The 19,732-nt window shown below is 60.2% G+C and carries 20 protein-coding genes; 14 read left to right on the forward strand and 6 right to left on the reverse strand.

Translation table 11 applies throughout. From position 1 onward, the window contains the following. Positions 1-3: 3 nt before the first annotated feature. Positions 4-576 carry an NUDIX hydrolase gene (locus tag ASD36_RS12795; protein ID WP_060509089.1) on the forward strand — a complete coding sequence of 191 codons (573 nt, stop codon included), beginning with the start codon at positions 4-6 and terminating at the stop codon, positions 574-576. A gap of 34 nt (positions 577-610) precedes the next feature. Here the strand turns inward: ASD36_RS12795 and ASD36_RS12800 are convergent, their stop codons facing one another. Then, positions 611-790 (reverse strand): hypothetical protein, encoded by a 180-nt coding sequence (locus ASD36_RS12800; protein WP_060509091.1) that lies wholly within the window; start codon positions 788-790, stop codon positions 611-613. A gap of 295 nt (positions 791-1,085) precedes the next feature. On the opposite strand from ASD36_RS12800, the gene ASD36_RS30010 reads away from it, so the two are divergent. The 10 genes from ASD36_RS30010 to ASD36_RS12845 all read left to right on the forward strand — a co-directional run bounded on the left by ASD36_RS30010 (position 1,086) and on the right by ASD36_RS12845 (position 13,231). Next, the gene (locus ASD36_RS30010) at positions 1,086-1,232 is read left to right on the forward strand and encodes a DUF1127 domain-containing protein (RefSeq protein ID WP_082512336.1); all 147 of its coding nucleotides are present in this window, start codon (positions 1,086-1,088) and stop codon (positions 1,230-1,232) included. A 198-nt stretch (positions 1,233-1,430) separates the two neighbouring features. Continuing rightward, a complete protein-coding gene (locus ASD36_RS12805; RefSeq protein ID WP_060509093.1) occupies positions 1,431-4,355 on the forward strand; it encodes an aminotransferase in 2,925 nt (974 codons plus the stop codon). Between the two features lie 85 nt (positions 4,356-4,440). Then, complete coding sequence (locus tag ASD36_RS12810) at positions 4,441-6,114, forward strand: amidohydrolase (RefSeq protein ID WP_060509095.1); 1,674 nt, start codon at positions 4,441-4,443, stop codon at positions 6,112-6,114. Between the two features lie 111 nt (positions 6,115-6,225). After that, complete coding sequence (locus ASD36_RS12815; RefSeq protein WP_060509097.1) at positions 6,226-7,326, forward strand: ABC transporter ATP-binding protein; 1,101 nt, start codon at positions 6,226-6,228, stop codon at positions 7,324-7,326. A gap of 1 nt (position 7,327) precedes the next feature. Then, positions 7,328-8,248 carry an ABC transporter permease gene (locus ASD36_RS12820; RefSeq protein ID WP_060506893.1) on the forward strand — a complete coding sequence of 307 codons (921 nt, stop codon included), beginning with the start codon at positions 7,328-7,330 and terminating at the stop codon, positions 8,246-8,248. Further along, positions 8,241-9,041 carry an ABC transporter permease gene (locus ASD36_RS12825; RefSeq protein WP_060506892.1) on the forward strand — a complete coding sequence of 267 codons (801 nt, stop codon included), beginning with the start codon at positions 8,241-8,243 and terminating at the stop codon, positions 9,039-9,041. The genes ASD36_RS12820 and ASD36_RS12825 overlap by 8 nt, the downstream gene beginning before the upstream one ends. A gap of 24 nt (positions 9,042-9,065) precedes the next feature. Further along, entirely contained in the window at positions 9,066-10,100 is a 1,035-nt protein-coding gene (locus tag ASD36_RS12830) for an extracellular solute-binding protein (protein ID WP_060509098.1), read from the forward strand. A 67-nt stretch (positions 10,101-10,167) separates the two neighbouring features. Beyond that, complete coding sequence (locus ASD36_RS12835; protein ID WP_060509100.1) at positions 10,168-11,199, forward strand: histone deacetylase family protein; 1,032 nt, start codon at positions 10,168-10,170, stop codon at positions 11,197-11,199. A gap of 2 nt (positions 11,200-11,201) precedes the next feature. Beyond that, positions 11,202-12,086 (forward strand): N-carbamoylputrescine amidase, encoded by an 885-nt coding sequence (aguB, locus tag ASD36_RS12840; protein WP_060509102.1) that lies wholly within the window; start codon positions 11,202-11,204, stop codon positions 12,084-12,086. After that, a complete protein-coding gene (locus ASD36_RS12845; protein ID WP_060509105.1) occupies positions 12,083-13,231 on the forward strand; it encodes a serine hydrolase in 1,149 nt (382 codons plus the stop codon). The genes aguB and ASD36_RS12845 overlap by 4 nt, the downstream gene beginning before the upstream one ends. Here the strand turns inward: ASD36_RS12845 and ASD36_RS12850 are convergent. The 5 genes from ASD36_RS12850 to ASD36_RS12870 all read right to left on the reverse strand — a co-directional run bounded on the left by ASD36_RS12850 (position 13,228) and on the right by ASD36_RS12870 (position 16,803). Beyond that, positions 13,228-13,914, reverse strand: coding sequence for a DUF2161 family putative PD-(D/E)XK-type phosphodiesterase (locus ASD36_RS12850; protein ID WP_060509106.1), 687 nt, complete (start codon positions 13,912-13,914; stop codon positions 13,228-13,230). The two genes, ASD36_RS12845 and ASD36_RS12850, sit on opposite strands and share 4 nt — an antisense overlap. Positions 13,915-14,009: 95 nt before the next feature. Continuing rightward, positions 14,010-14,483 carry a GreA/GreB family elongation factor gene (locus tag ASD36_RS12855; RefSeq protein WP_060509108.1) on the reverse strand — a complete coding sequence of 158 codons (474 nt, stop codon included), beginning with the start codon at positions 14,481-14,483 and terminating at the stop codon, positions 14,010-14,012. A gap of 88 nt (positions 14,484-14,571) precedes the next feature. Then, positions 14,572-15,006 carry a low affinity iron permease family protein gene (locus ASD36_RS12860; RefSeq protein ID WP_060509110.1) on the reverse strand — a complete coding sequence of 145 codons (435 nt, stop codon included), beginning with the start codon at positions 15,004-15,006 and terminating at the stop codon, positions 14,572-14,574. Positions 15,007-15,129: 123 nt separating this feature from the next. Beyond that, on the reverse strand, positions 15,130-16,131 hold the full coding sequence (locus ASD36_RS12865; RefSeq protein WP_060509112.1) for a pyridoxamine 5'-phosphate oxidase family protein: 1,002 nt from the start codon (positions 16,129-16,131) through the stop codon (positions 15,130-15,132). A 54-nt stretch (positions 16,132-16,185) separates the two neighbouring features. Then, positions 16,186-16,803, reverse strand: a complete 618-nt coding sequence (locus ASD36_RS12870; RefSeq protein WP_060509114.1) for a glutathione S-transferase — start codon at positions 16,801-16,803, stop codon at positions 16,186-16,188. 121 nt (positions 16,804-16,924) lie between these two features. Here ASD36_RS12870 and ASD36_RS12875 point away from each other — a divergent pair, with 121 nt between their 5' ends. From ASD36_RS12875 to ASD36_RS12885, 3 genes are all read left to right on the forward strand, one after another. Beyond that, positions 16,925-17,845, forward strand: coding sequence for a LysR family transcriptional regulator (locus ASD36_RS12875; RefSeq protein WP_060509309.1), 921 nt, complete (start codon positions 16,925-16,927; stop codon positions 17,843-17,845). An 85-nt stretch (positions 17,846-17,930) separates the two neighbouring features. Next, a complete protein-coding gene (locus tag ASD36_RS12880) occupies positions 17,931-18,533 on the forward strand; it encodes a TetR family transcriptional regulator (protein ID WP_060506881.1) in 603 nt (200 codons plus the stop codon). Positions 18,534-18,586: 53 nt separating this feature from the next. Further along, positions 18,587-19,726, forward strand: a complete 1,140-nt coding sequence (locus ASD36_RS12885) for an efflux RND transporter periplasmic adaptor subunit (protein ID WP_060509310.1) — start codon at positions 18,587-18,589, stop codon at positions 19,724-19,726. Positions 19,727-19,732: the final 6 nt, after the last annotated feature.

The raw sequence follows: 19,732 nt of genomic DNA on the forward strand, positions 1-19,732 counted from the left end.
CCCATGGGCAGTGCGCTGAAAAAAACATCGAAAAAATCGGCGACATTTCTATCTGAACTGGCGCCTTTTACCGGCACGCTGTTCAATGAGAGAATGCGCGAGCAGTTTGCCGCCCTTTGCTACCGTATCGGCGGAGACGGCGGCATGTTCGAGGTGCTGTTGGTGACCAGCCGCGAAAGCGGCCGCTGGATTATTCCGAAGGGCTGGCCGATGGCCGGCAAGAAGCCGCACGAGGTTGCTGCGATCGAAGCCTTCGAAGAGGCCGGCGTGCGCGGCAAGGCGAAGAAAAAGCCGTTCGGATATTTCACCTATCTGAAAATGTTCGACAATGGCCAACGCGCGCCCTGCTGTGTTCAGGTCCATCTGCTCGATGTCAGCGAAAGCTGTGATGTGTTTCGCGAGAAGGGTCAGCGGCTCAGCGAATGGGTGTCCTGTGTCGAGGCGGCCCGGCGTGTTCGCGAGCCGGAGTTGAAAGGGCTTTTGCTATCGATGCAACGGGCTGTCACCGTAAAGCCATCCCGAATACGCGCTAAGTCTCAATTAATCCGCGGTATTCACTCTCCCGATCACGCATGACCGCGATGAATTCAGTGAATGCTTGCAACTGCGCCTAGCCAAACCGCTCCATGGCGAAATCCGCGGGGGCAACGTTATAGGCAGGCGTGGCATTAGGGTTCAGGCGGCTGGTTTTCGATAGTGCCACGCTGCTGTTGTTGACCATTGTCAGGGTCAATAACAGAGCGGCGCCCAGAACGAACCCAAATGCAAGATAGGAAAATTTTGCGAGCATGTTAGAGACTCCTGTTTGCTCAGCGATTGCAATGCTGCACGGTGAGAAAAGTTCCTGCCAGGAATGCAAAAAACAATCTTACGCCTTTTCCCGCGTTCTTCGAAGTGGGCATGTGCAATTTCCTGCAAGCGGCCTGCCGTTTAACGCGGATCTGGACCATGCGGCCAGCGCATGGGTGGCCTGAGGATTTGGCGCTGTTCCTCCATAATCGGGAGGCTTATATACAGGTCATCAAAACGACAACGGCGCCAGTGAATGGCTGCCGGGCTCGGAAAGCCCTAGAAAGGGGATCATCATGAACGTAGCACGCTCTTTCAACAATTGGCGCAAGTACCGTCAGACGGTCACCGAACTGGGCCGTATGACCTCCCGCGAACTGCGCGATCTCGGCATTGACCGTGCCGACATCGAAAGCATCGCCCGCGCCTCGGTTGCTCGCTAATACCTGACATACCGCCTCCAGCGAAGTTTACAAAAACGCCCGTTGCCTTGCAGCGGGCGTTTTTACGTTTGACGTTATCGACGAAGGGATGGTGGGCCGCGCTCATCTGAAAGTTGACAAACGGCGCTCCGATTTGTCATTCGCGTTCACACATGGTTGTGCCAATCTGCCTGCAATCTGATTCCGGGGGGCAAGAGATTGGAACATGCTTTCTTGCGGCGGGCGGCATTGTCGCGGCCCGATGTGAATGTCGAGGATGCCGCGAGCCTTTTTGCCGTGCACTATGGTCTGTCGGGACCGATCGCCGAACTCGGCAGCCAGCAGGACCGCAATTATTGCGTTGACGCGGCAAGCGGCCGTTTCGTCCTGAAAATCTGCCGTGCCGACTATGCGACTATCGAGCTTGAAGCGCAGAACGCCGCATTGCGCCATATCGCCGGCAAGGCCGCCGCGCCCCGCGTGCCGAAAGTGTTTGCCGCCGGCAATGGCGCCGACATCGTGTTCGTCACGGTGCGCGGTGAGGATTATCAGATCCGCCTGCTCGACTATATCGAGGGCCAGCCCCTGACGCGGCGCAAACATCTGCCGGGGGTGACGGTTGCGGCGCTCGGCGCGCTGGGCGGCCGGTTGGCGCTGGCACTTGCCGATTTTACGCATCCGGGCCTGTCGCGGGATTTGCAGTGGGATCTGCGAAACGCCGAACCTGCCGTCAACCATCTCCTGTCAGCGGTGAAGGATGTGGAGCGCAGGCAGCGTATCAGCCGGGCGATGGATGCAGCCATGCGCCGGCTTGACGGCCTGAAGTCTGAATTGAGGCAGCAGGCGATCCACCATGACGTCACTGACGATAATGTCGTCTGCCTGCCCAATGATAGTGGCCAGTTAATGCCGGATGGCGTGATCGACTTCGGCGATGTCATCAATGGCTGGATTGCCGCAGATCTCGCGGTCACTTGTGCCTCACTTTTGCATCATGCTGATGGTGACCCCTTCATGATCCTGCCTGCGATCAAGGCGTTCCACGATGTCTTCCCGCTCAACCAAGCGGAACTGCGCGCGCTTTGGCCCTTGATCGTCGCACGCGCCGCCGTTCTGGTGGCAAGCAGCGAGCAGCAACTCGCGCTCGACCCGGACAATGGCTATGTCAGCGGCAATATCGACCATGAACGTCAGATATTCGAGGTCGCTGTTTCTGTGCCTTCAGCCCTCATGGAAATCGCCATCCTGCAAGCTGTCGGCCAAATGGGTGATCGGGGCGCTGCAATCGGCGGCGAGCGGCTATTGCCGGAGCTCGACTTATCTAAAATCGCAGTGATCGCACTGGATACGCAAAGCGATCTGCTCGATGGCGTTGCGTGGCCGCAGCCAGGGCTCGAGAACCAGCTGCTTTCGGCAGCGTCTCGGGACAATGCTTTTGTCTCGACCCGTTACGGCGAATACCGACTGACCCAGACCGTGCTGCGTTCACCGCAGCCTGCGCAAACATACGCTTTGCATGTCGATCTGCTTTTGCCCGCAGGCACCAGCATCTCTGCGCCTTTCGGCGGCATTCTGAAATCCATCGATGATGGACTGATACTGCTGGGGCGGGATGCCGCGTTGCATGTGAGTGGCATCAAAGCCGTGCCAGGCCCGGACGATTTCATCCATCCTGGCCAGCCGCTTGGCCTTGTCGCCGGAACATCCGGTGAAAACGGAGTGCTGCGCGTCCAGCTCTGCTGCGAAAAGGATATCGTGCCACCGCCATTCGTCTCGCCCGTTCAGGCTGCGGCATGGACGGTTCTATGCCCATCACCGGCAAAGCTCCTCGGATTCGACTGTGACGCGCCAGCGCCCCAGAGTGCATCGCTGCTAACCCGCCGCCAGAGCCATTTTGCCAGGCCGCAGAAGAATTATTACGAGACGCCGCCGCAGATCGAACGCGGCTTGCGTGAACATATGGTCGATGTCGAGGGGCGTGCCTATCTCGACATGGTCAACAATGTCAGCATTCTTGGCCACGGCCATCCCCGTCTCGCCGATGCCGTGCACCGGCAGTGGCAGCGGCTGAATACCAATTCCCGGTTCCACTACGCCGCCGTCGCGGAATTTTCCGAACGGCTGGCCGATCTTGCGCCGCAGGGGCTCGATACGGTGTTCCTGGTCAATAGCGGCTCGGAGGCCAACGACCTGGCGCTCCGGCTCGCTTGGGCCGCCAGCGGCGCGCGCAATATGCTGTGCCTGCTGGAAGGCTATCACGGTTGGTCGGTTGCCAGCGATGCGGTCTCCACCTCGATTGCGGACAATCCGCAGGCGCTGACCACCCGGCCGGACTGGGTGCACCCGGTGATGTCGCCCAATACCTATCGCGGCCCGTTTCGCGGGGACGGATCGACCGCCGCCTATATCGACGCCGTCATGCCGGCGCTGGAAAAACTGGACCGGGACAGCAAGGGGCTGGCCGGGTTCATCTGCGAATGCGTCTATGGCAATGCCGGCGGCATTCCCCTCCCTCCAGGTTATCTCACGGAGATCTACGCGATGGTCCGGGCGCGCGGCGGTGTCTGTATCGCCGATGAAGTCCAGGTCGGTTACGGCCGTCTCGGTCATCACTTCTGGGGTTTTGAAGAGCAGGGCGTGATCCCCGATATCATCACCGTCGCCAAGGGCATGGGCAACGGCCACCCGCTCGGCGCCGTCATCACCACCAGAGCGATCGCCGATGCGCTGGAGAAGGAGGGCTACTTCTTCTCGTCGGCCGGCGGCAGTCCGGTCAGCTCCGTCGTCGGCATGACGGTGCTGGATATCATGCGCGATGAGAAGCTGCAGGAGAACGCCCGCGTCGTCGGTGATCACCTGAAACGCCGTCTGCAGGCGCTGGAGCAGCGGTTTCCGATTGTCGGCGCCGTGCACGGCATGGGCCTCTATCTCGGGCTGGAATTCGTGCGTGACCGCGAAACGCTGTCGCCCGCGACCGGCGAAACAGCCGCGATCTGCGACCGGCTGCTGCAACTCGGCGTCATCATGCAGCCGACCGGCGATCATCTCAACGTCTTGAAGATCAAGCCGCCGCTTTGCCTGTCGCGCGAGAGTGCCGATTTCTTCGCCGACATGCTGGAGCGTGTGCTGTCGGACGGATGGTGAGGAAATATTCCTACCCCTGTTGAATTGCGTGGCCGGATCGGCTTAGCTCGCGGCACATTCTTTGTGGCAAGCAGTGAGTAGCATCATGACGCAGACCGCCGATATCATCATCCTCAATGCTCGTGTTCTGACGCTGGATGAGGATAGGCCGCGCGCCGAAGCGGTGGCGTTGGCCGCCGGCCATATCCTGGCCGTTGGCACAGAAGCGCAGATGGAGCCGTTTCGAGGCGCTGCCACACAGGTGATCGATGCCGCAGGCGGCACGGTGCTACCGGGTTTCTCCGAAAATCATATGCACCTGTTTTCAGGCGCTGCCGAGCTCGATCATCTTCAGCTTGCCGGCGTGAGCGGACTGGCGGCGCTGACCGAAGCCGTGCGGGCTTATGCTGCGACGCGCAGTGAAGAAAAGGTATTGTTCGCGCAAGGCACCGACTACACGATCCTTGGCGACGCGGAACGGCTGACGCGCCATCATCTCGATGCGATCCTTGCACACCAGCCGCTGGTTCTGTTTGCGCCCGATCATCACACCGCTTGGGCCAATACAAGGGCGCTCGAACTGGTTGATATGCTGCATGGAGCCGAACTGGGGCCGGGCAATGAAGTGGTCGTAGGCGCAGATGGCCTCGCGACCGGGGAACTGCGCGAGATGGAGGCGTTCAGTCCGTTGCAGGCGGCAGGCGGATTTGATCGCTATCGCCTCGGCCTGTCGACCGGCGGCGAGCCCGATCCCTATCCGAACGAGGCGGAATGGGCGCAGGATATTGCCGTGATGCGGCGCGGTCTCGACTATTGCTCCCGGCACGGTATTACCACTATCCAGAACATGGACGGCAATCTCTACCAGCTGCAGCTGCTGGCGGCGATCGAGAAGCAGGACGGCAGCCTGCCGTGCCGGGTGATCATCCCCTTCCATTTCAAGAATTTCATGTCGCTCGACATGCTCGAAAAGGCCTCTGAGCTGGCCCGGCGCTTCAACAGCGACTGGCTGTCATCCGGCGTGGTCAAGGTGTTCTATGACGGCGTTCTCGATAGCTGGACTGCGGTGATGGTGGAGCCTTACGCCGACAAGCCGGGCGATTGCGGTGAGGGTCTCTTTACGCCTGAAACGTTCCGGGAGGTTGCTGTCGAAGCGGATCGGCGTGGACTGCAGATCGCCGTTCACGCGATCGGCGATGGCGCGGTGCGGGCGGTGCTCGACGGCTACGAGGCCGCGCGCGCGCGGAATGGCACCCGTGACAGCCGCCACCGGATCGAGCATATTGAAGTGGTGCATCCCGACGACATCGCCCGGTTTGCCGAGCTCGGTGTCATCGCCTCGATGCAGCCGCCGCATCCGCCGGGCTGCGCCGGCGTGCCGCTGGAACCCACCGTATCACGGATCGGCCGGGATCGCTGGCCGCTCAGCTATGCCTGGCGCACGCTCAAGGATGCCGGGGCGCATATCTGCTTTGCCTCCGACTGGCCGGTATCGCCGATCGATCCGATCATCGGGATCGAGGCGGCCGTCACGCGGGAACGCTGGGCAGAGAGTGATCCGGATCAATCCTTCTCGCTGATGGAAGCGCTCAATGCCTATTGTGTCGAAGGCGCCTACGCGGAGTTCAAAGAAGATCGCAAGGGCAGGATTAAGGAAGGGTATCTTGCCGATATCGTCGTGTTGAACGGCGATATCGAGGCTGTGGCTCCCAGCGAGTTGCAGATGATTAAGCCCACCACCACAATTTGCGGCGGACGGATCAGTTTCTCGACCCGGTAATATTTTGATCAAAATATTAAGAATCCAGTTGTCAACGCGAAGCCGCTGTGGTCACCTAGCGCAAAGCCGAAAAGGCGGGAACAGCTTCATGCAACGGGTAGTGGGCCGCATATGGCGGAATTGAACGCGGTCGAAATCCGCCAGGTTTCTAAGATATTCGGCTTTGGCGAGTTTGCGTTCGCCGCCGTCGACAACACATCGGTATCGATCCGCCAGAACGAGTTCTTCACGCTTCTGGGACCTTCCGGTTGCGGCAAGACCACGCTGCTGCGGCTGATTGCCGGGTTCGAATATCCGACATCCGGCGAAATCCTGTTAAACGGCGAGAACATCGCCGCCATGCCGCCGTTCAAGCGGCCGATCAATACGGTTTTCCAAAGCTATGCCCTGTTTCCGCATATGACGGTGGCGGAAAATATCGGCTTCGGCCTCACCATGCTCGGTAAACCGAAGCAGGAAATTAAGAGCCGCGTCGATGCCATGCTGAAGCTGGTGCGCATGGAAGCGCTTGCCGGCCGCCGCACGAGCCAGATTTCCGGTGGCCAGCAGCAGCGTGTTGCACTCGCGCGTGCCCTTGCGCCCCAGCCGAAGGTTCTGCTGCTCGACGAGCCGCTGTCGGCGCTCGATTACAAGCTGCGCAAGGACATGCAGATCGAGTTGAAGCGGCTGCAGGCGGAAACCGGCATCACCTTCATTTTCGTCACCCATGACCAGGAAGAAGCGCTGACCATGTCGGATCGCATCGCCGTGATGTCGTCGGGCAAGATCCTGCAGGTCGGCAATCCGAGAGAGATTTATGATGCGCCGGCGGATCGCTTCGTTGCCGACTTCATCGGCGAGACCAATTTTTTGAAAGGCCGGATTGGCTCGGTCGTGAACGGCGTTGCGGATGTCGACACTTCGGTCGCTGGCCGCATTTCGGCAACGGTGCCACAGGATTTCCATGCCGAGGGCGAAGTGACCGTGGTTCTACGGCCGGAGCATGCAACGCTCTGCCCGCCCGATCAGCCGGCCGCGTGCCAGATGAGCGGCACGCTTGAAAATGTCGTCTATTTCGGCACGGATACGCACTACCACGTCCGCCTATCCGACGGCGAGACGGTGTTTACGCTGCGAGAGCAGAACAAGCCCCTGCAGGCCGCCCGGTTTTCCGCAGGTGACAGGGTTGGCATCGCGCTTGAAGCCAACGCTGCCAGGGTCTTGAGGAACTGAGATGACAGACGCAGCGGGGACGATCGAGGCAGAGCAAAGCAAGGACATCCGCAAGCGGTGGCTGCTTTCACTTCCCGCCCTCCTGATCATCCTGCTGGCCGCAACCGGCCCGCTCCTGATCGTTCTCCTTTATTCGTTCCTGGCACCCGGCCCCTATGGCGACGTGCAATGGGCCCCGTCGCTCGAAGGCTGGATCGGCGTCTTCCTCGAGAAGGACATCTTCGACGAGACGTTGTCGCTTGCGAGCGCCCATATCTCGATCTTCATGCGCTCCGTTGGCTTGTCGCTCGTCACCACCATCCTGACCTTGCTGGTCGGTTTTCCGACGGCCTATTTCATTGCCACGCGCCCCGAAAAGACCCGCGAACTGTGGCTCTTCCTGATCACCATCCCGTTCTGGACCAATCTTCTCATTCGTACCTTCGCCATCCTCGAAGTCATCCGCAACGAGGGACTGATCAACGGCCTGCTGATAAAAACCGGCCTGATTGCAAAGCCGATCCAGATGCTGTTCACCGACGGCGCGATCCTGACCGGCATGGTCTATGTCTATTTGCCGCTGATGGTGCTGCCACTCTATGCCAGCATGGAAAAACTGGATTTCCGCCTGGTCGAGGCAGGCTATGATCTCTACGCGACCCCGTTCCGCGTGCTGCGGAAAATCATCATCCCGCTGGTCAAGCCCGGCATCATCGCCGGCTCCATCCTGGTCTTCATCCCCGCCCTCGGTGCCTATGTCACGCCCAGCATTCTGGGCGGCGGCAAGAACATGATGCTCGGAAACCTGATCGAGCTGCAGTTCGGCCAGGGCCGCAACTGGCCGCTCGGATCGGCGCTGTCGATCACGCTGATGCTGATCGTCATGGTGGCGCTGCTGGTCTATGTCCGCAATGCCGGATCGCAAGGGAGCCGTCATGGCTAGGGCATTCTCCATCCGCCGTCAGCGCGGTTTTACCGCAATTGCCGTGGCCTGCTTCTTTGCACTCTATCTTCCGATCGGTGTTCTGGTTTTCTATTCGTTCAACGCGGGCGAATCCCTTGCCTCCTTCGATGGGATTTCGCTGCGCTGGTTCGCCAAGGCGTTCCAGAACCAGCAGGTGATCGACGCGTCCATCCGGTCGCTACAGATCGCCTCGGTTGCGGCGGTCGTTGCAACGATCGCGGCCACCATGGCGGCGCTGGCGACGACGCGCACGGAGCCCTATCGCGGCCTGACCCTGAAATATGCCTTCATCAACCAGCCGCTGATGATCCCTGAAATCGTCACGGCGGTTGCGCTTCTGATCTTCTTTGCCCGCATCAAGATCTGGACCGGATATTCCGGCCTCGGCTACCTGATTGCCGCCCATACGGCGTTCTGCATTCCGTTTGCCTATCTGCCGATCCGGGCGCGGCTGGAGAATATGGATCTGACGCTGGAGAAGGCCGCGGCCGATCTCTATGCAACGCCATGGAACGCCTTCCGCTACGTCACCCTGCCATTGCTTTGGCCGGGCATCCTTGCCGGCTTCATGCTGGCCTTCGTGATTTCGCTGGATGATGTGGTCATTACCGAATTCGTCAAATCGGCCGGCCAGGATACGCTTCCGACCTACATGCTCGGCCAGATCCGCCGCTCGATTACGCCGGAAATGAACGCGATCTCGACGCTGTTCCTGCTCCTGTCGATCGGTGTCGTCACCGTCTTCTTCATCGTCAATAGAAAACGTGTCTAACAAGAGGGAAAAGGGAACAGCATCATGAAACGGATCACCACGATCATGGCCGCAACGGCCGCGCTTTTCGCCACGACAGGCCTTGCCCGGGCAGAAGGTGAACTCAACATCTACAACTGGGGCAACTATACCAGCCCCGAGATGATCAAGAAATTCGAAGACCAGTACAAGGTCAAGGTAACGATCACCGACTATGATTCCAACGACACGGCGCTCGCCAAGGTCCGCCAGGGTGGCTCCGGCTTCGACATGGTCGTGCCGTCGCAGAACTATATTCCGATCTGGATTTCGGAGGGTCTTTTCCTCGAGACCGACCCGGGCAAAATGGAGAATTTCAGCCACGTTGCCAAGGAATGGCAGAATCCCGAGTTCGATCCGGGCCGCAAATATACCGTTCCGTGGGCGATGGGCATCGTCGGTACCGTCGTCAACACCGACGTCTACAAGGGTGACATCAACACCTGGGGCATCATCTTCAACACGCCGGACGAGCTGAAGGGCAAGGTCAACGTCGTTCCGGAAATGACCGACGTCATCGACGCGGCCGTGCTCTATAACGGCGGCAAGAAGTGCACGGGCGATCTCGCCATCCTCAAGAAGGTTCGTGACACGCTTGTCGCCGCCAAGCCGAACTGGGTAGCGATGGAATACGGCACGATCCAGAAGATGGGATCGGGCGATTTTGCCGCCTCCAGCGACTGGAACGGTTCTGCCTTCCGTCAGCGTCTGGCGAACCCTGCGATCAAATTCGGCTATCCGAAGGAAGGCTACGTCAACTGGAGCGACAATCTCGCTGTTCTCAAAGATGCCAAGAACGTCGAAAATGCCAAGCTCTTCCAGAATTTCATGATGGATCCGGCCAATGCCGGCATGAATTCCGGCTTCCATCGTTATGCGAATGGTATCGCCGGCTCGGGCGAATTCATGCCGGCTGACATGAAGGGCGCACCTGAAATCGACATCCCGGCCGAGTTTGCCTCGGTCGGCGTCCCTTCGCAGACCTGCCCGCCGGAAGTTCAGGAGCTCTACACCAAGATCTGGACCGAGCTGCAGAAGTAACCCGTTCCAACCGCACCCCGCTGGTCGCAGTGGGGTGCGTTTTCATTTCCTGACGCTGGATGTTTCCATGAAAACCGTCTTCTCGCCCCGCCATCTCGGCCATGCCAACCAGCTTGAACTGGTGGCTGGTGCCATCGTTCCCGGTTTTGAACTGACTTCGCGCGCCGAGTACGTCTCGGGGCGGATCAAGACAGTCGGGCTGGGGCCGATCCTGCCGCCGCAGGAGCACGACCTGACGACGGCTGCGCGCATCCATCGCAAGGATTATCTCGATTTCCTGCCGACGATCTGGGATCGCTGGACGGCGGAAGGACGCACCGGCACTGCGCTTCCCTTCACCTGGCCGACACGCGGCCTGCGTGGCGACGTGCCGCCGGAATTCATCGACGGGCTGCTGGGCTATTATTCCTTCGATGCCGGCTGCGGCATCGTCGAAGGCTCGTGGGACGCCATCAAATCCTCGCATGACGTGGCGCTGACGGCGGCTGGCCTTGTCCAGGACGGCGAACGCTCTGCCTTCGCGCTCTGCCGCCCGCCCGGCCATCACGCCGGCGCCGGCTTCATGGGCGGTTATTGCTATATCAACAACGCTGCGGTGGCGGCGCAATCGTTTCGCGACAACGGTGCCAAGCGCGTCTCGATCCTCGATGTCGATTATCACCATGGCAACGGCACACAGGAAATCTTCTATTCCCGCTCCGACGTGCAGGTGATCAATCTGCATGCCGATCCGAAGCAGGAATATCCCTATTTCCTAGGCCATGCCGATGAACGTGGAAAAGGCGAGGGCGAGGGCTACAATCTCAACTACCCCATGCGTTTCGGTACGGATTGGGACCGCTGGTGCCAGGCGCTGGAAGATGCCTGCGCCAAGCTGGTTGCCTACAATCCGGACGTCGTGGTGATCTCGCTCGGTGTCGATACATTCGAGAAGGACCCAATCAGCCAGTTCAAGCTGAAGACCGAGGATTTTCCGAAGATCGGCGAGCGGATCGCCCGGCTGAACCTGCCGACATTGTTCGTCATGGAAGGCGGCTATGCCGTCGCCGAAATCGGTGTCAACGCTGTCAGCGTGCTGACCGGCTTCGAGGGCAATTGATCGTGACATCAAATCCGGTTGTGACCCTGGGCGTCGTCCAGTTCGCCTGCACGGATGATCTTGCGGAAAATCTCGCCACCGCCACCCGGCTGATCCGGCAGGCGGAGAGCGTTGGCGCCAATATCGTGCTGGTCCAGGAGCTGTTTGAAGGCCTGTATTTCTGCCAGACGCAGGATCCCGTTCATTTTGCCCGGGCGCATCCGCTGGCCTGCCATCCGGTCATTGCGCCGATGCTGGCTTTGGCGCGCGAACTTGGCATCGTCTTGCCGGTGTCCTTCTTCGAGAAGAAAAACCAGGCCTTCTACAACAGCGTCGCCATGATCGATGCCAGCGGTGACATCCTCGGAATCTACCGGAAATCCCATATCCCCGACGGTCCGGGCTATAGCGAAAAATTCTATTTCCGTCCGGGCGATACCGGTTTCAAGGTCTGGCCGACGCGTTTCGGTGTGATCGGCGTCGGCATCTGCTGGGACCAGTGGTTTCCGGAAGCTGCTCGTGCAATGGCGCTGATGGGCGCCGAACTCATCCTTTATCCGACCGCCATCGGTTCGGAACCGGCGCGGCCCGATCTCGATACGATGGAACACTGGCGCATGGTGATGCGCGGCCACGCGGCTGCCAACATGATGCCGGTCGCCGCCGCCAACCGCATCGGCGCGGAAACGATTAGCGGCCAGTCGCAATCTTATTACGGCTCATCATTCATCGCCGGTCCCGACGGCCAGCTAGCTGCGAGCGCCGGGCGTGATGGTGAAGAGGTGCTGATCGCCCGTTTCGACCGGCAGCAGCTTGCCGATAATCGCGCAGCCTGGGGCATTTTCCGTGATCGCCGCCCGGAACTTTACGGCGTGCTGGCGACCGCCGATGGAGGAGACAGGACATGACGGAGTTCAGACGCTCGGACGTCAGGCTTAGCAACTGGCGGACAGCCCCCTTTTCAAAATGGGCCTTCCAGAATGTCAGCGAGGTCGTTCCTTCGGCCGTCATCAGGGCCAAGGGCCCGGGCGAAAACGGGGCTTGCCTTGATCTCGCCGCTTTCGAAGATCTGCAGGTCGCGGCAGCCGATGGCACGCCGCAATCGCTCAAGGCGTTTTTGACCGCGAGCGAGACCGACGAATTTTTGGTGATGCGCGACGGACGGATCATTGCCGAATGGTCGGCGGATCATTCCAGCCCCTCCCGTCCGCACATCATCTTTTCCGTGTCGAAATCCCTGACGGCGCTGCTTGCCGGGATTCTGGCAGGCAAGGGGTTGCTCTCCTTCGAAAAGCTGGTGATTGACTATGTCCCCGAAGTCGCCGGGTCAGCCTATGCGGATGCGACGGTGCAGCAATTGTTCGACATGGAGATCAGCGTCGATTTTGTCGAGGACTATCTCGATACATCCGGCGGGTTCGACCGTTACCGGCGGGCGACCGGTTGGAACCCCGACCGTCCAGAGAGCCCCGCACCTGATTTGCTGGGTTTCATCTGCAGCATCGGCAAGGGTGGCTGGCAACATGGCGAAAAGCATGCCTATCGCTCCCCCGATACCGACCTTGCCGGCATCGTGCTGGAACGGGCCGCGAATGGCCGGCTGGCGGACCTGCTGAGCGAGCACCTGTGGCAGCCGATGGGTGCCGGTTCGAATGCGATGATCACGGTTGATCGCGCCGGCACGGCGCGTGCCGCGGGCGGCATGTCGGCAACGGCGCGGGATCTTGCCTTGACTGGCGAACTTGTCTGCCAGAAAGGTGCTGGCCTGCTCCCGGCGGCATTCGTTGACGATCTATGGACCGGTGGCAGCCGGGATGCGTGGAAGAATGGCGATCAGGCAAGCCTGTTTCCGGGCGGTAGTTACCGCAACTACTGGTACGAGACCGGACAGGGCGAGCTTGCCGCCATCGGCATTCACGGCCAGTGGATCTGGGTCGATCCGGCAACCGCGACCGTGATTGTTAAATTGTCGTCGCAGACATTGCCTGTCGACGCTGAACTGGACCAGGCCATCGTTTCGATGCTGCGTACGGTTTCCCGCGCAATGCTCTAAATTGCCGCGGTTGCTGCGTCTTCGTTAGTCGCCGCAGCAACCGGCCAGCGGATCAGTGCTTCAGCCCCGGTGGCCGTCAGGCCATAGACGCCGTGGTCGATGCGCTCGAACCAGCCATAGACATTGCCGCGCAGGATCGTTGCTGCCGAGGGGGTGATTGCCTTCAGGTCCCTTGGCCGCAAAGGGCCGGCTTGGAGCGCTGCGGCGCAGGCCAGCGCCTGTTGCCGGTAGGCCGTCATGATCGGCGAGCGGGTGCTGCCGCCAAGGGCCGGGTCGCCCTTGCGCTTCTTGTGTTCGGTGACAAGGCGGGATCGTTTGCGGGGATTCTTGCGCGGCATCAGCGCCTGCGGGCTGACGATAACATCGACCGTGCCGTTGTCGGCAACGCTGAGCATGCCGAATCCAAGCCGCCGGCAGAGATTGCGGTAGCGGCCATCGCTTTCGCGGCCCTTGCCCTTGGCCGAGACACGCGCTGCGATCCACACTTCATCACTGGCCGCAGCCCTGTCTACGGCCTGCAGCATCAGTTCCAGATTGAAGCTCAGCTTGAGTTCGCAGATGACCACCACCGGCGGCTCGTCCGGGCTCAATCCTACTAGGTCACACCCGGCGATCTCGCCTTTGACGCTGTAGCCAGCGGCTTCGAGAAAGCCCTTGATCGGCAGATAGAGCGCGGTCTCCAAATCATGTCCTCACATCATCCTCTGCACGGTCTTGCCGTGATTTGTCGGCGAGATCAATGAAATGATGGTCATGTGCAGGGCTGGCGCTGCCGGGTCTAGTTCATTCCGGCAACGGAAAGAACGACGATCTCCTCTTCGCGGTCCGCCACTGCGAACTCCACCGTGTCGCCCGGTGCGGCATCTTCGAGTGCGCGGGCAAGTGGCGATGTCCATGCGATTGCCCCGGCTGATGGATCCGCCTCGTCCTCTCCGACAATGCGGATATCTTTGACCGCCCCACCGCGCCCGATGGAGACATGCGTTCCAAACTTAACCGTTCCCGGCTCGGAGAGGGGCTCCATGACCTCCATGCTGGCCCGGCGCGCCTCCCAATAGCGCAGATCGCGCTTGAGGGCAGCGCGTAACTCGCTGTCGCTGGTTGCCGCTGTCTGCTGCATAAGCGCCGCAACCATCTGTTCGATCTGCCGGGCACCGTTGGGCGTGACGAGGTTGCGAGCCGTGCTGATGGATCGTTCTGGAACGGGCGGCGGCGGGGCGTCGTCGATTTCCTTGGTGAATGCGCGGCTCATCGGTATCTCCTCCATACCAACATATACCACGCTTTTCGCGCTCATTTATGCCCCAACTGCCGGGTGCGCATTCGAAATGGCAAACCGATCACACTTTCTTCTTCAGCTTCGTATGCCGGTCCCGGATAATATGGTCGACCTTTCCGGCAAGCGCATGGTCCGGATCACTTTCGGCCGCTTGCCTTAAAAGCTCGGTCAAACGCCTGAGTTCTTTCTCGTCGAGATGTTCGATGCCCATGAAACGGTTTTCGGCTTCGCTGGTGAGAATCAGTTCGTCGAGCTTTGCCTGAACGGCCTTGCCGTCGCGGTTCTGCGAATTTTGCAGCACAAAAACCATCAGGAAGGTGATGATCGTCGTGCCCGTGTTGACCACCAGCTGCCAGGTTTCCGAGAAGCCGAACAGCGGGCCGGTGACCGCCCAGATAACGATACCCGCCACGGCAATCACGAAGGTTGCGGGTTTGCCGGTCAGTTGTGCGACCCCGCCGGAAAATCTTGAAAAGAGACTGGGTTTTTCGGACATGGTTTCCTCCATAAGGTCGCGCCACGTCCTAAAGTCCCGGCAGCAACGGAAGTTCCTGCCGGGTTGCACACGCCAGCGAAAATCAGCGGATTCGCCCGGGAAACGGTGTTCCGCGCCGGTGCGTCACACTGCCGAATTGCTCAAACGGCTTTCAGCCTCCTCCCAGCTGCCGGTCATCCGCAAGCTCGGTGATTGGCTTTCGTCATGGGAGGCCCAGCGCAGCGGCAGCGCGTCCGGCCGCCGGCTGATGCGGCGCGGCGTAAAGCGCCATAGGCGCTCGGCACCCTCGAATGCCGCAATTTCGGGCGAATCCACAATGACATGAGCATCGCCGGACAGCTGCAACAAATCGCCGGTCTCGAAATCAGCGAAAACCAGACCAGCCTTTCCATTGGCGAGGATATTGCCGAGTGTGTTGAAGAACAGGTTGCCGGCAAAATCCGGGATGGTCAGTACGCCGTCGCTGCCAACCCGGACAAAGCCGGGCTTTCCGCCACGGTGCGAGACATCCGCCTGCCGCTCACCGTTTTCAAACGCCGCATAGGTCGCGACGAAAAACGTGTCGGCTGCCGCAATCATCTGCCGGGCGCCGGCGTCGAACGCATTCAATACGATGGGCTTGACGGCAGAGCTTTGCGCAGGATCGCGAACGAAGCGGTAGTCACGCAGCTGAATGTATTTCGGACAGTTGCCATAGGACTGGTCGACGTCCACATCGAACCCAAGCGGCCCGGACCGGTGGATGATTCCGTTCAGCCGGTTGCGGCGGCGGGTGTGCAGTTCGATACCGAGCATGCCGATCGCTGCCCCGTCATCCATTCCGGTGTTCGCCGGATCGTCGTGCTCACGGTCCAGGCGGACGTTCAGTGTGTACGGGTCTGGGCTTTGCAGAAAGCCCGGATTGGCCGCCCGTATTGTCGCCCACACATCTCCTTCGCTATCCACCGTGCCGAGCACGATGAACGGCAGTTGCGGATAGAAGGCGCGGTGCTGGTCGATCAGATGATCGCGCAGCACCCGCCGGCCGAGCTCTTCCATACGCTCGCCAACACCTGCCTGATCTTGCAGCACCCGTTCGCCCGCATGCCAGGGTGACGGCTGATCTGTCGTGTGAAGAGCGAACATCTGTTGATCCTTTGATATCTGGCCGGTAAACCGCCGGGAAATCCGGAGGCCTGTTCAGGCAGCCTCCGGAATACCGATTGCGGTCTTCTGGAAGGCAACAAAGCCAGGAAGCGCTTCTATGCGCCTTAGCCAAGCATTGACGTTGGCGTAGGCGCCCCGATCGACATTGCCCTCCGGCGCGCGGTCGATGTAGCTGTAAAGCGCGACATCGGCGATAGTCGGATGACCGCCAGCAATCCATTGGCGGCCCTCAAGAGCGGCCTCGATGCGCTGCAGGATGACGTGGGCGCGTGCAATGACCTCGTCGGCATTGAAGGGGGCACCGAAGACGGTGACAAGCCGTGCGGCACCGGGGCCATAGGCAATTTCGCCAGCGGCTACCGACAGCCAGCGTTGCACGGAGGCAGCCCTTGCCGGATCTTCCGGCAACCAGTTCTTCGCTCCGTTCTTCTTGGCGAGATAGACAAGGATGGCATTGGAATCGGGGATGATAGTACCTTCATCGTCCAGCACCGGCAGTTGTCCGAACGGATTGAGTTTGAGGAAGTCCGGAGCCTTGTGGGCACGGGCAGCAAGATCGACTTCGACCAGCTCCACATCAAGCCCAAGCAGCGAGAGGAACAGCCGGGCGCGATGCGCGTGGCCGGACAAAGGGTGATAGTAAAGTTTCATCGTTGCTCTCCAAGTGGCGTTGATCGCCCCGGAGCAAGATGGTTATTTCCTCACAGCAACAGAAGTACGATAAAAGACAAGATATCATTCCAGTTTGTGGAATAATCAGGCGGAGATGGCAGTGGACAGACTTCAATCCATGCGGGTTCTGGTAAAGGTTGCCGATACGGGCAGCTTCGCGCAGGCTGCGCGTGTGCTCAACATGAGCCCTCCGGCCGTCACCCGGGCCATTGCCTATCTCGAAGACCTGACGGGTGCGCGGCTCTTTCTGCGCTCAACGCGATCGGTGAAGCTGACCGCGCCCGGCAGCCGCTATGTCGAGGATTGCCGCCGTATCCTTGCCGATATCGATGAGGCCGAAGCTTCGGCTGGGGGCTCGCATGCGACGCCCTCCGGCCTGCTGACGGTCACGGCACCTGTCCTCTTCGGCCAAATCTATGTCATGCCAGTCATGACATCGTTTCTGACCCTGCATCCGGCCGTCAACGGACGCGCCCTTCTGCTCGACCGCGTCGTCAATCTGTTGGAAGAGGGCATTGATGTTGCATTACGCATCGGGCAATTGCCGGATTCAGGATACCACGCCATCAAGGTCGGCAGCGTGCGGCGGGTCGTCTGCGGCGCTCCGTCTTATTTTAAGGATCACCCGGTGCCACAGGTTCCCGCCGACCTCGCGGGGCACACCATCATCGCCAATACCGGTTCGTCCGCGCCGCAGGACTGGCGTTTCGTGGACGGGGAAAAGAGCCGCGTGACGCTGCGTCCGCGATTGTTCTGCAACACCGTGGATGCCTCGATCTCTGCCGCGCTCAGCGGTTGGGGCCTGACCAGCGCGCTGTCCTATCAGGTGGCATCGGCGGTGAGTGACAGAAGGCTCAATATAGTGCTGGCCGACTATGAGGAACCGCCTATTCCCATCCATGTGATGCACGCTGAGGGCCGCCACATCTCGGCCAAGACGCGGGCTTTCGTGGACTTTCTGGTCGCACACTTAAGGGATAATCGGAACCTGCAAGCGGCGGCGTCTTTGATGGAGAGTTAAAGCGCTGCAGTTGACAGTGGCCACATTTCGAATTACGACTGACGAAAATCTAAATTCATCATTCGTAATTCGAAAGTGTTTCATTATGGACGGCAACACGGATAGTCCGGATATTGCGCGGCAGGAAAATATAACGCGGATTCTGGAGGCGGCGGAACGGCTGTTTAGGCACTATGGCTACGCCAAGACCAACGTCGCCGATATTGCGCGCGATCTCGGCATGTCGCCGGCCAACATCTATCGCTTCTTTGCCTCGAAAACCGAAATCCATCAGGCGATCTGCGGCCGCATGCTCGCTGGTAGTTATCAGCAAGCCTATGAAATCTCGCAATTGCCGATCAGCGCGGCGGACCGTCTGCGCCGCTACCTGTATGCCGAGTATCAGCTGATCGTCACCGCGATGCTCGATCATGAAAAGGTGCACGAGATGGTCGTCGTCGCCATTGAGCGAGACTGGCACGTGATCGAAAAACACATCGACCGTATGCACGAACTGCTGGAAGAGATCATCCGCCAGGGTATCGCCGCCGGCGAATTTGCCGAACAGGATCCTGCGGTTGCCGCCCGGTCCTTCGGGGCCGCCACGGTGGTCATGTGCCATCCGCAAATGGTGGCGCAATGTCTCTCCAAGCCAAACCGGGCGACGCCCGACGAAATTACCGAATTTGCAATTAATGCCTTGAGATGAACGCGGCCGCCAAGGCCCGCTCCCACGCTTCATTTTTGATCAGGAGTGCGAACATGCTTTCGCCGAGCAATACCTATATTCGCCTGTCTGCCATTTCGATCGTGTCGGCCGCAGTGCTGGCCCTGTCCGGCTGTTCTGAAGAAAAAGCCGAGACCAGGCAGATCGTGCGCCCGGTGAAAGTGGTCGAGATCGCCGCCATCGATACGTCGCGCACGCTCAGCTATTCCGGCACGGTGCGCGCCCGCACCGAAATGAACCTCGGCTTCCGCGTCAACGGCAAGATCACTGAACGCCTCGTCGATATCGGCCAGCGGGTCAAATCGGGCGATCTGCTCGCCCGTATTGACCCGTCCGACTACGAGCTTGCTCTGACCAGTGCGAAAGCAAGCCTTGATGCCACTGAGCGGCAGGTCGAGACGGCGGAACTGGCGCGGGTGCGTGCCGAACAGCTGTTTGCCAAGAATGTTTCGCCGAAATCGCAGCTCGAACAGACAACGCTCAGCTACAATCAGGCCGTCGCCACGCGTGACTCGGCCCGCTCGGCGCTCGACCAAGCGAAAAACCAGGTCAGCTATACCAACCTGAAGTCCGACCAGAACGGCATTGTTACCACTGTCAGTGCCGATATCGGCCAGGTCGTCGGCTCGGGAACACCTGTTGTCAGTGTCGCTGTCGATGGCGAAAAGGAAGTGCTGGTCGCCATACCTGAGACGGATATCGCCCAGTTCAAGCCCGGCAAGACCGTGACAGTCGGCTTCTGGTCGGATGCCTCCTTGATGCTGCAGGGCAAGGTGCGGGAGGTGGCCGGCAGCGCCGAGCCACAGTCACGGACATTTGCCGTGCGTATCAGCCTGCCGAATGATCAAAACGTGCTTCTCGGCATGACCGCCGGCATCATTGCCGCCGCTTCCAACGTCCAGCAGTTCGTCACCATCCCTCTAAGCGCGCTTGCGAGGAAGGGGGGCGAACCGATCGTCTGGACCGTCGATCGCACCGCCGAGACCGTGCATTCCCGCCCGGTCGAGGTTGCCGATTTTACCGGCGACGGTGTGCGGATTGCCGAGGGATTGAAGCCCGGCGATGTCGTGGTCGCCGCAGGCACGCAGTTCATGACCGAAGGCCTGAAAGTGAAGGTCGGCGACGACGTCGCGCAGCAATCGGCCGCCACAGAACACACGCAACTCGTGCGCTGACCCAGA

Origin of the sequence: Rhizobium sp. Root1334 (assembly GCF_001426665.1) — a bacterium.
Lineage (GTDB): Bacteria > Pseudomonadota > Alphaproteobacteria > Rhizobiales > Rhizobiaceae > Pararhizobium.

Coding starts and splice junctions, on each gene's coding strand:
- ASD36_RS12795 (WP_060509089.1), top strand. CDS start 4: ATGGGCAGTGCGCTGAAAAAAACATCGAAAAAATCGGCGACATTTCTA.
- ASD36_RS12800 (WP_060509091.1), bottom strand. CDS start 790: ATGCTCGCAAAATTTTCCTATCTTGCATTTGGGTTCGTTCTGGGCGCC.
- ASD36_RS30010 (WP_082512336.1), top strand. CDS start 1,086: ATGAACGTAGCACGCTCTTTCAACAATTGGCGCAAGTACCGTCAGACG.
- ASD36_RS12810 (WP_060509095.1), top strand. CDS start 4,441: ATGACGCAGACCGCCGATATCATCATCCTCAATGCTCGTGTTCTGACG.
- ASD36_RS12815 (WP_060509097.1), top strand. CDS start 6,226: ATGGCGGAATTGAACGCGGTCGAAATCCGCCAGGTTTCTAAGATATTC.
- ASD36_RS12820 (WP_060506893.1), top strand. CDS start 7,328: ATGACAGACGCAGCGGGGACGATCGAGGCAGAGCAAAGCAAGGACATC.
- ASD36_RS12825 (WP_060506892.1), top strand. CDS start 8,241: ATGGCTAGGGCATTCTCCATCCGCCGTCAGCGCGGTTTTACCGCAATT.
- ASD36_RS12830 (WP_060509098.1), top strand. CDS start 9,066: ATGAAACGGATCACCACGATCATGGCCGCAACGGCCGCGCTTTTCGCC.
- ASD36_RS12835 (WP_060509100.1), top strand. CDS start 10,168: ATGAAAACCGTCTTCTCGCCCCGCCATCTCGGCCATGCCAACCAGCTT.
- ASD36_RS12845 (WP_060509105.1), top strand. CDS start 12,083: ATGACGGAGTTCAGACGCTCGGACGTCAGGCTTAGCAACTGGCGGACA.
- ASD36_RS12855 (WP_060509108.1), bottom strand. CDS start 14,483: ATGAGCCGCGCATTCACCAAGGAAATCGACGACGCCCCGCCGCCGCCC.
- ASD36_RS12860 (WP_060509110.1), bottom strand. CDS start 15,006: ATGTCCGAAAAACCCAGTCTCTTTTCAAGATTTTCCGGCGGGGTCGCA.
- ASD36_RS12865 (WP_060509112.1), bottom strand. CDS start 16,131: ATGTTCGCTCTTCACACGACAGATCAGCCGTCACCCTGGCATGCGGGC.
- ASD36_RS12870 (WP_060509114.1), bottom strand. CDS start 16,803: ATGAAACTTTACTATCACCCTTTGTCCGGCCACGCGCATCGCGCCCGG.
- ASD36_RS12880 (WP_060506881.1), top strand. CDS start 17,931: ATGGACGGCAACACGGATAGTCCGGATATTGCGCGGCAGGAAAATATA.
- ASD36_RS12885 (WP_060509310.1), top strand. CDS start 18,587: ATGCTTTCGCCGAGCAATACCTATATTCGCCTGTCTGCCATTTCGATC.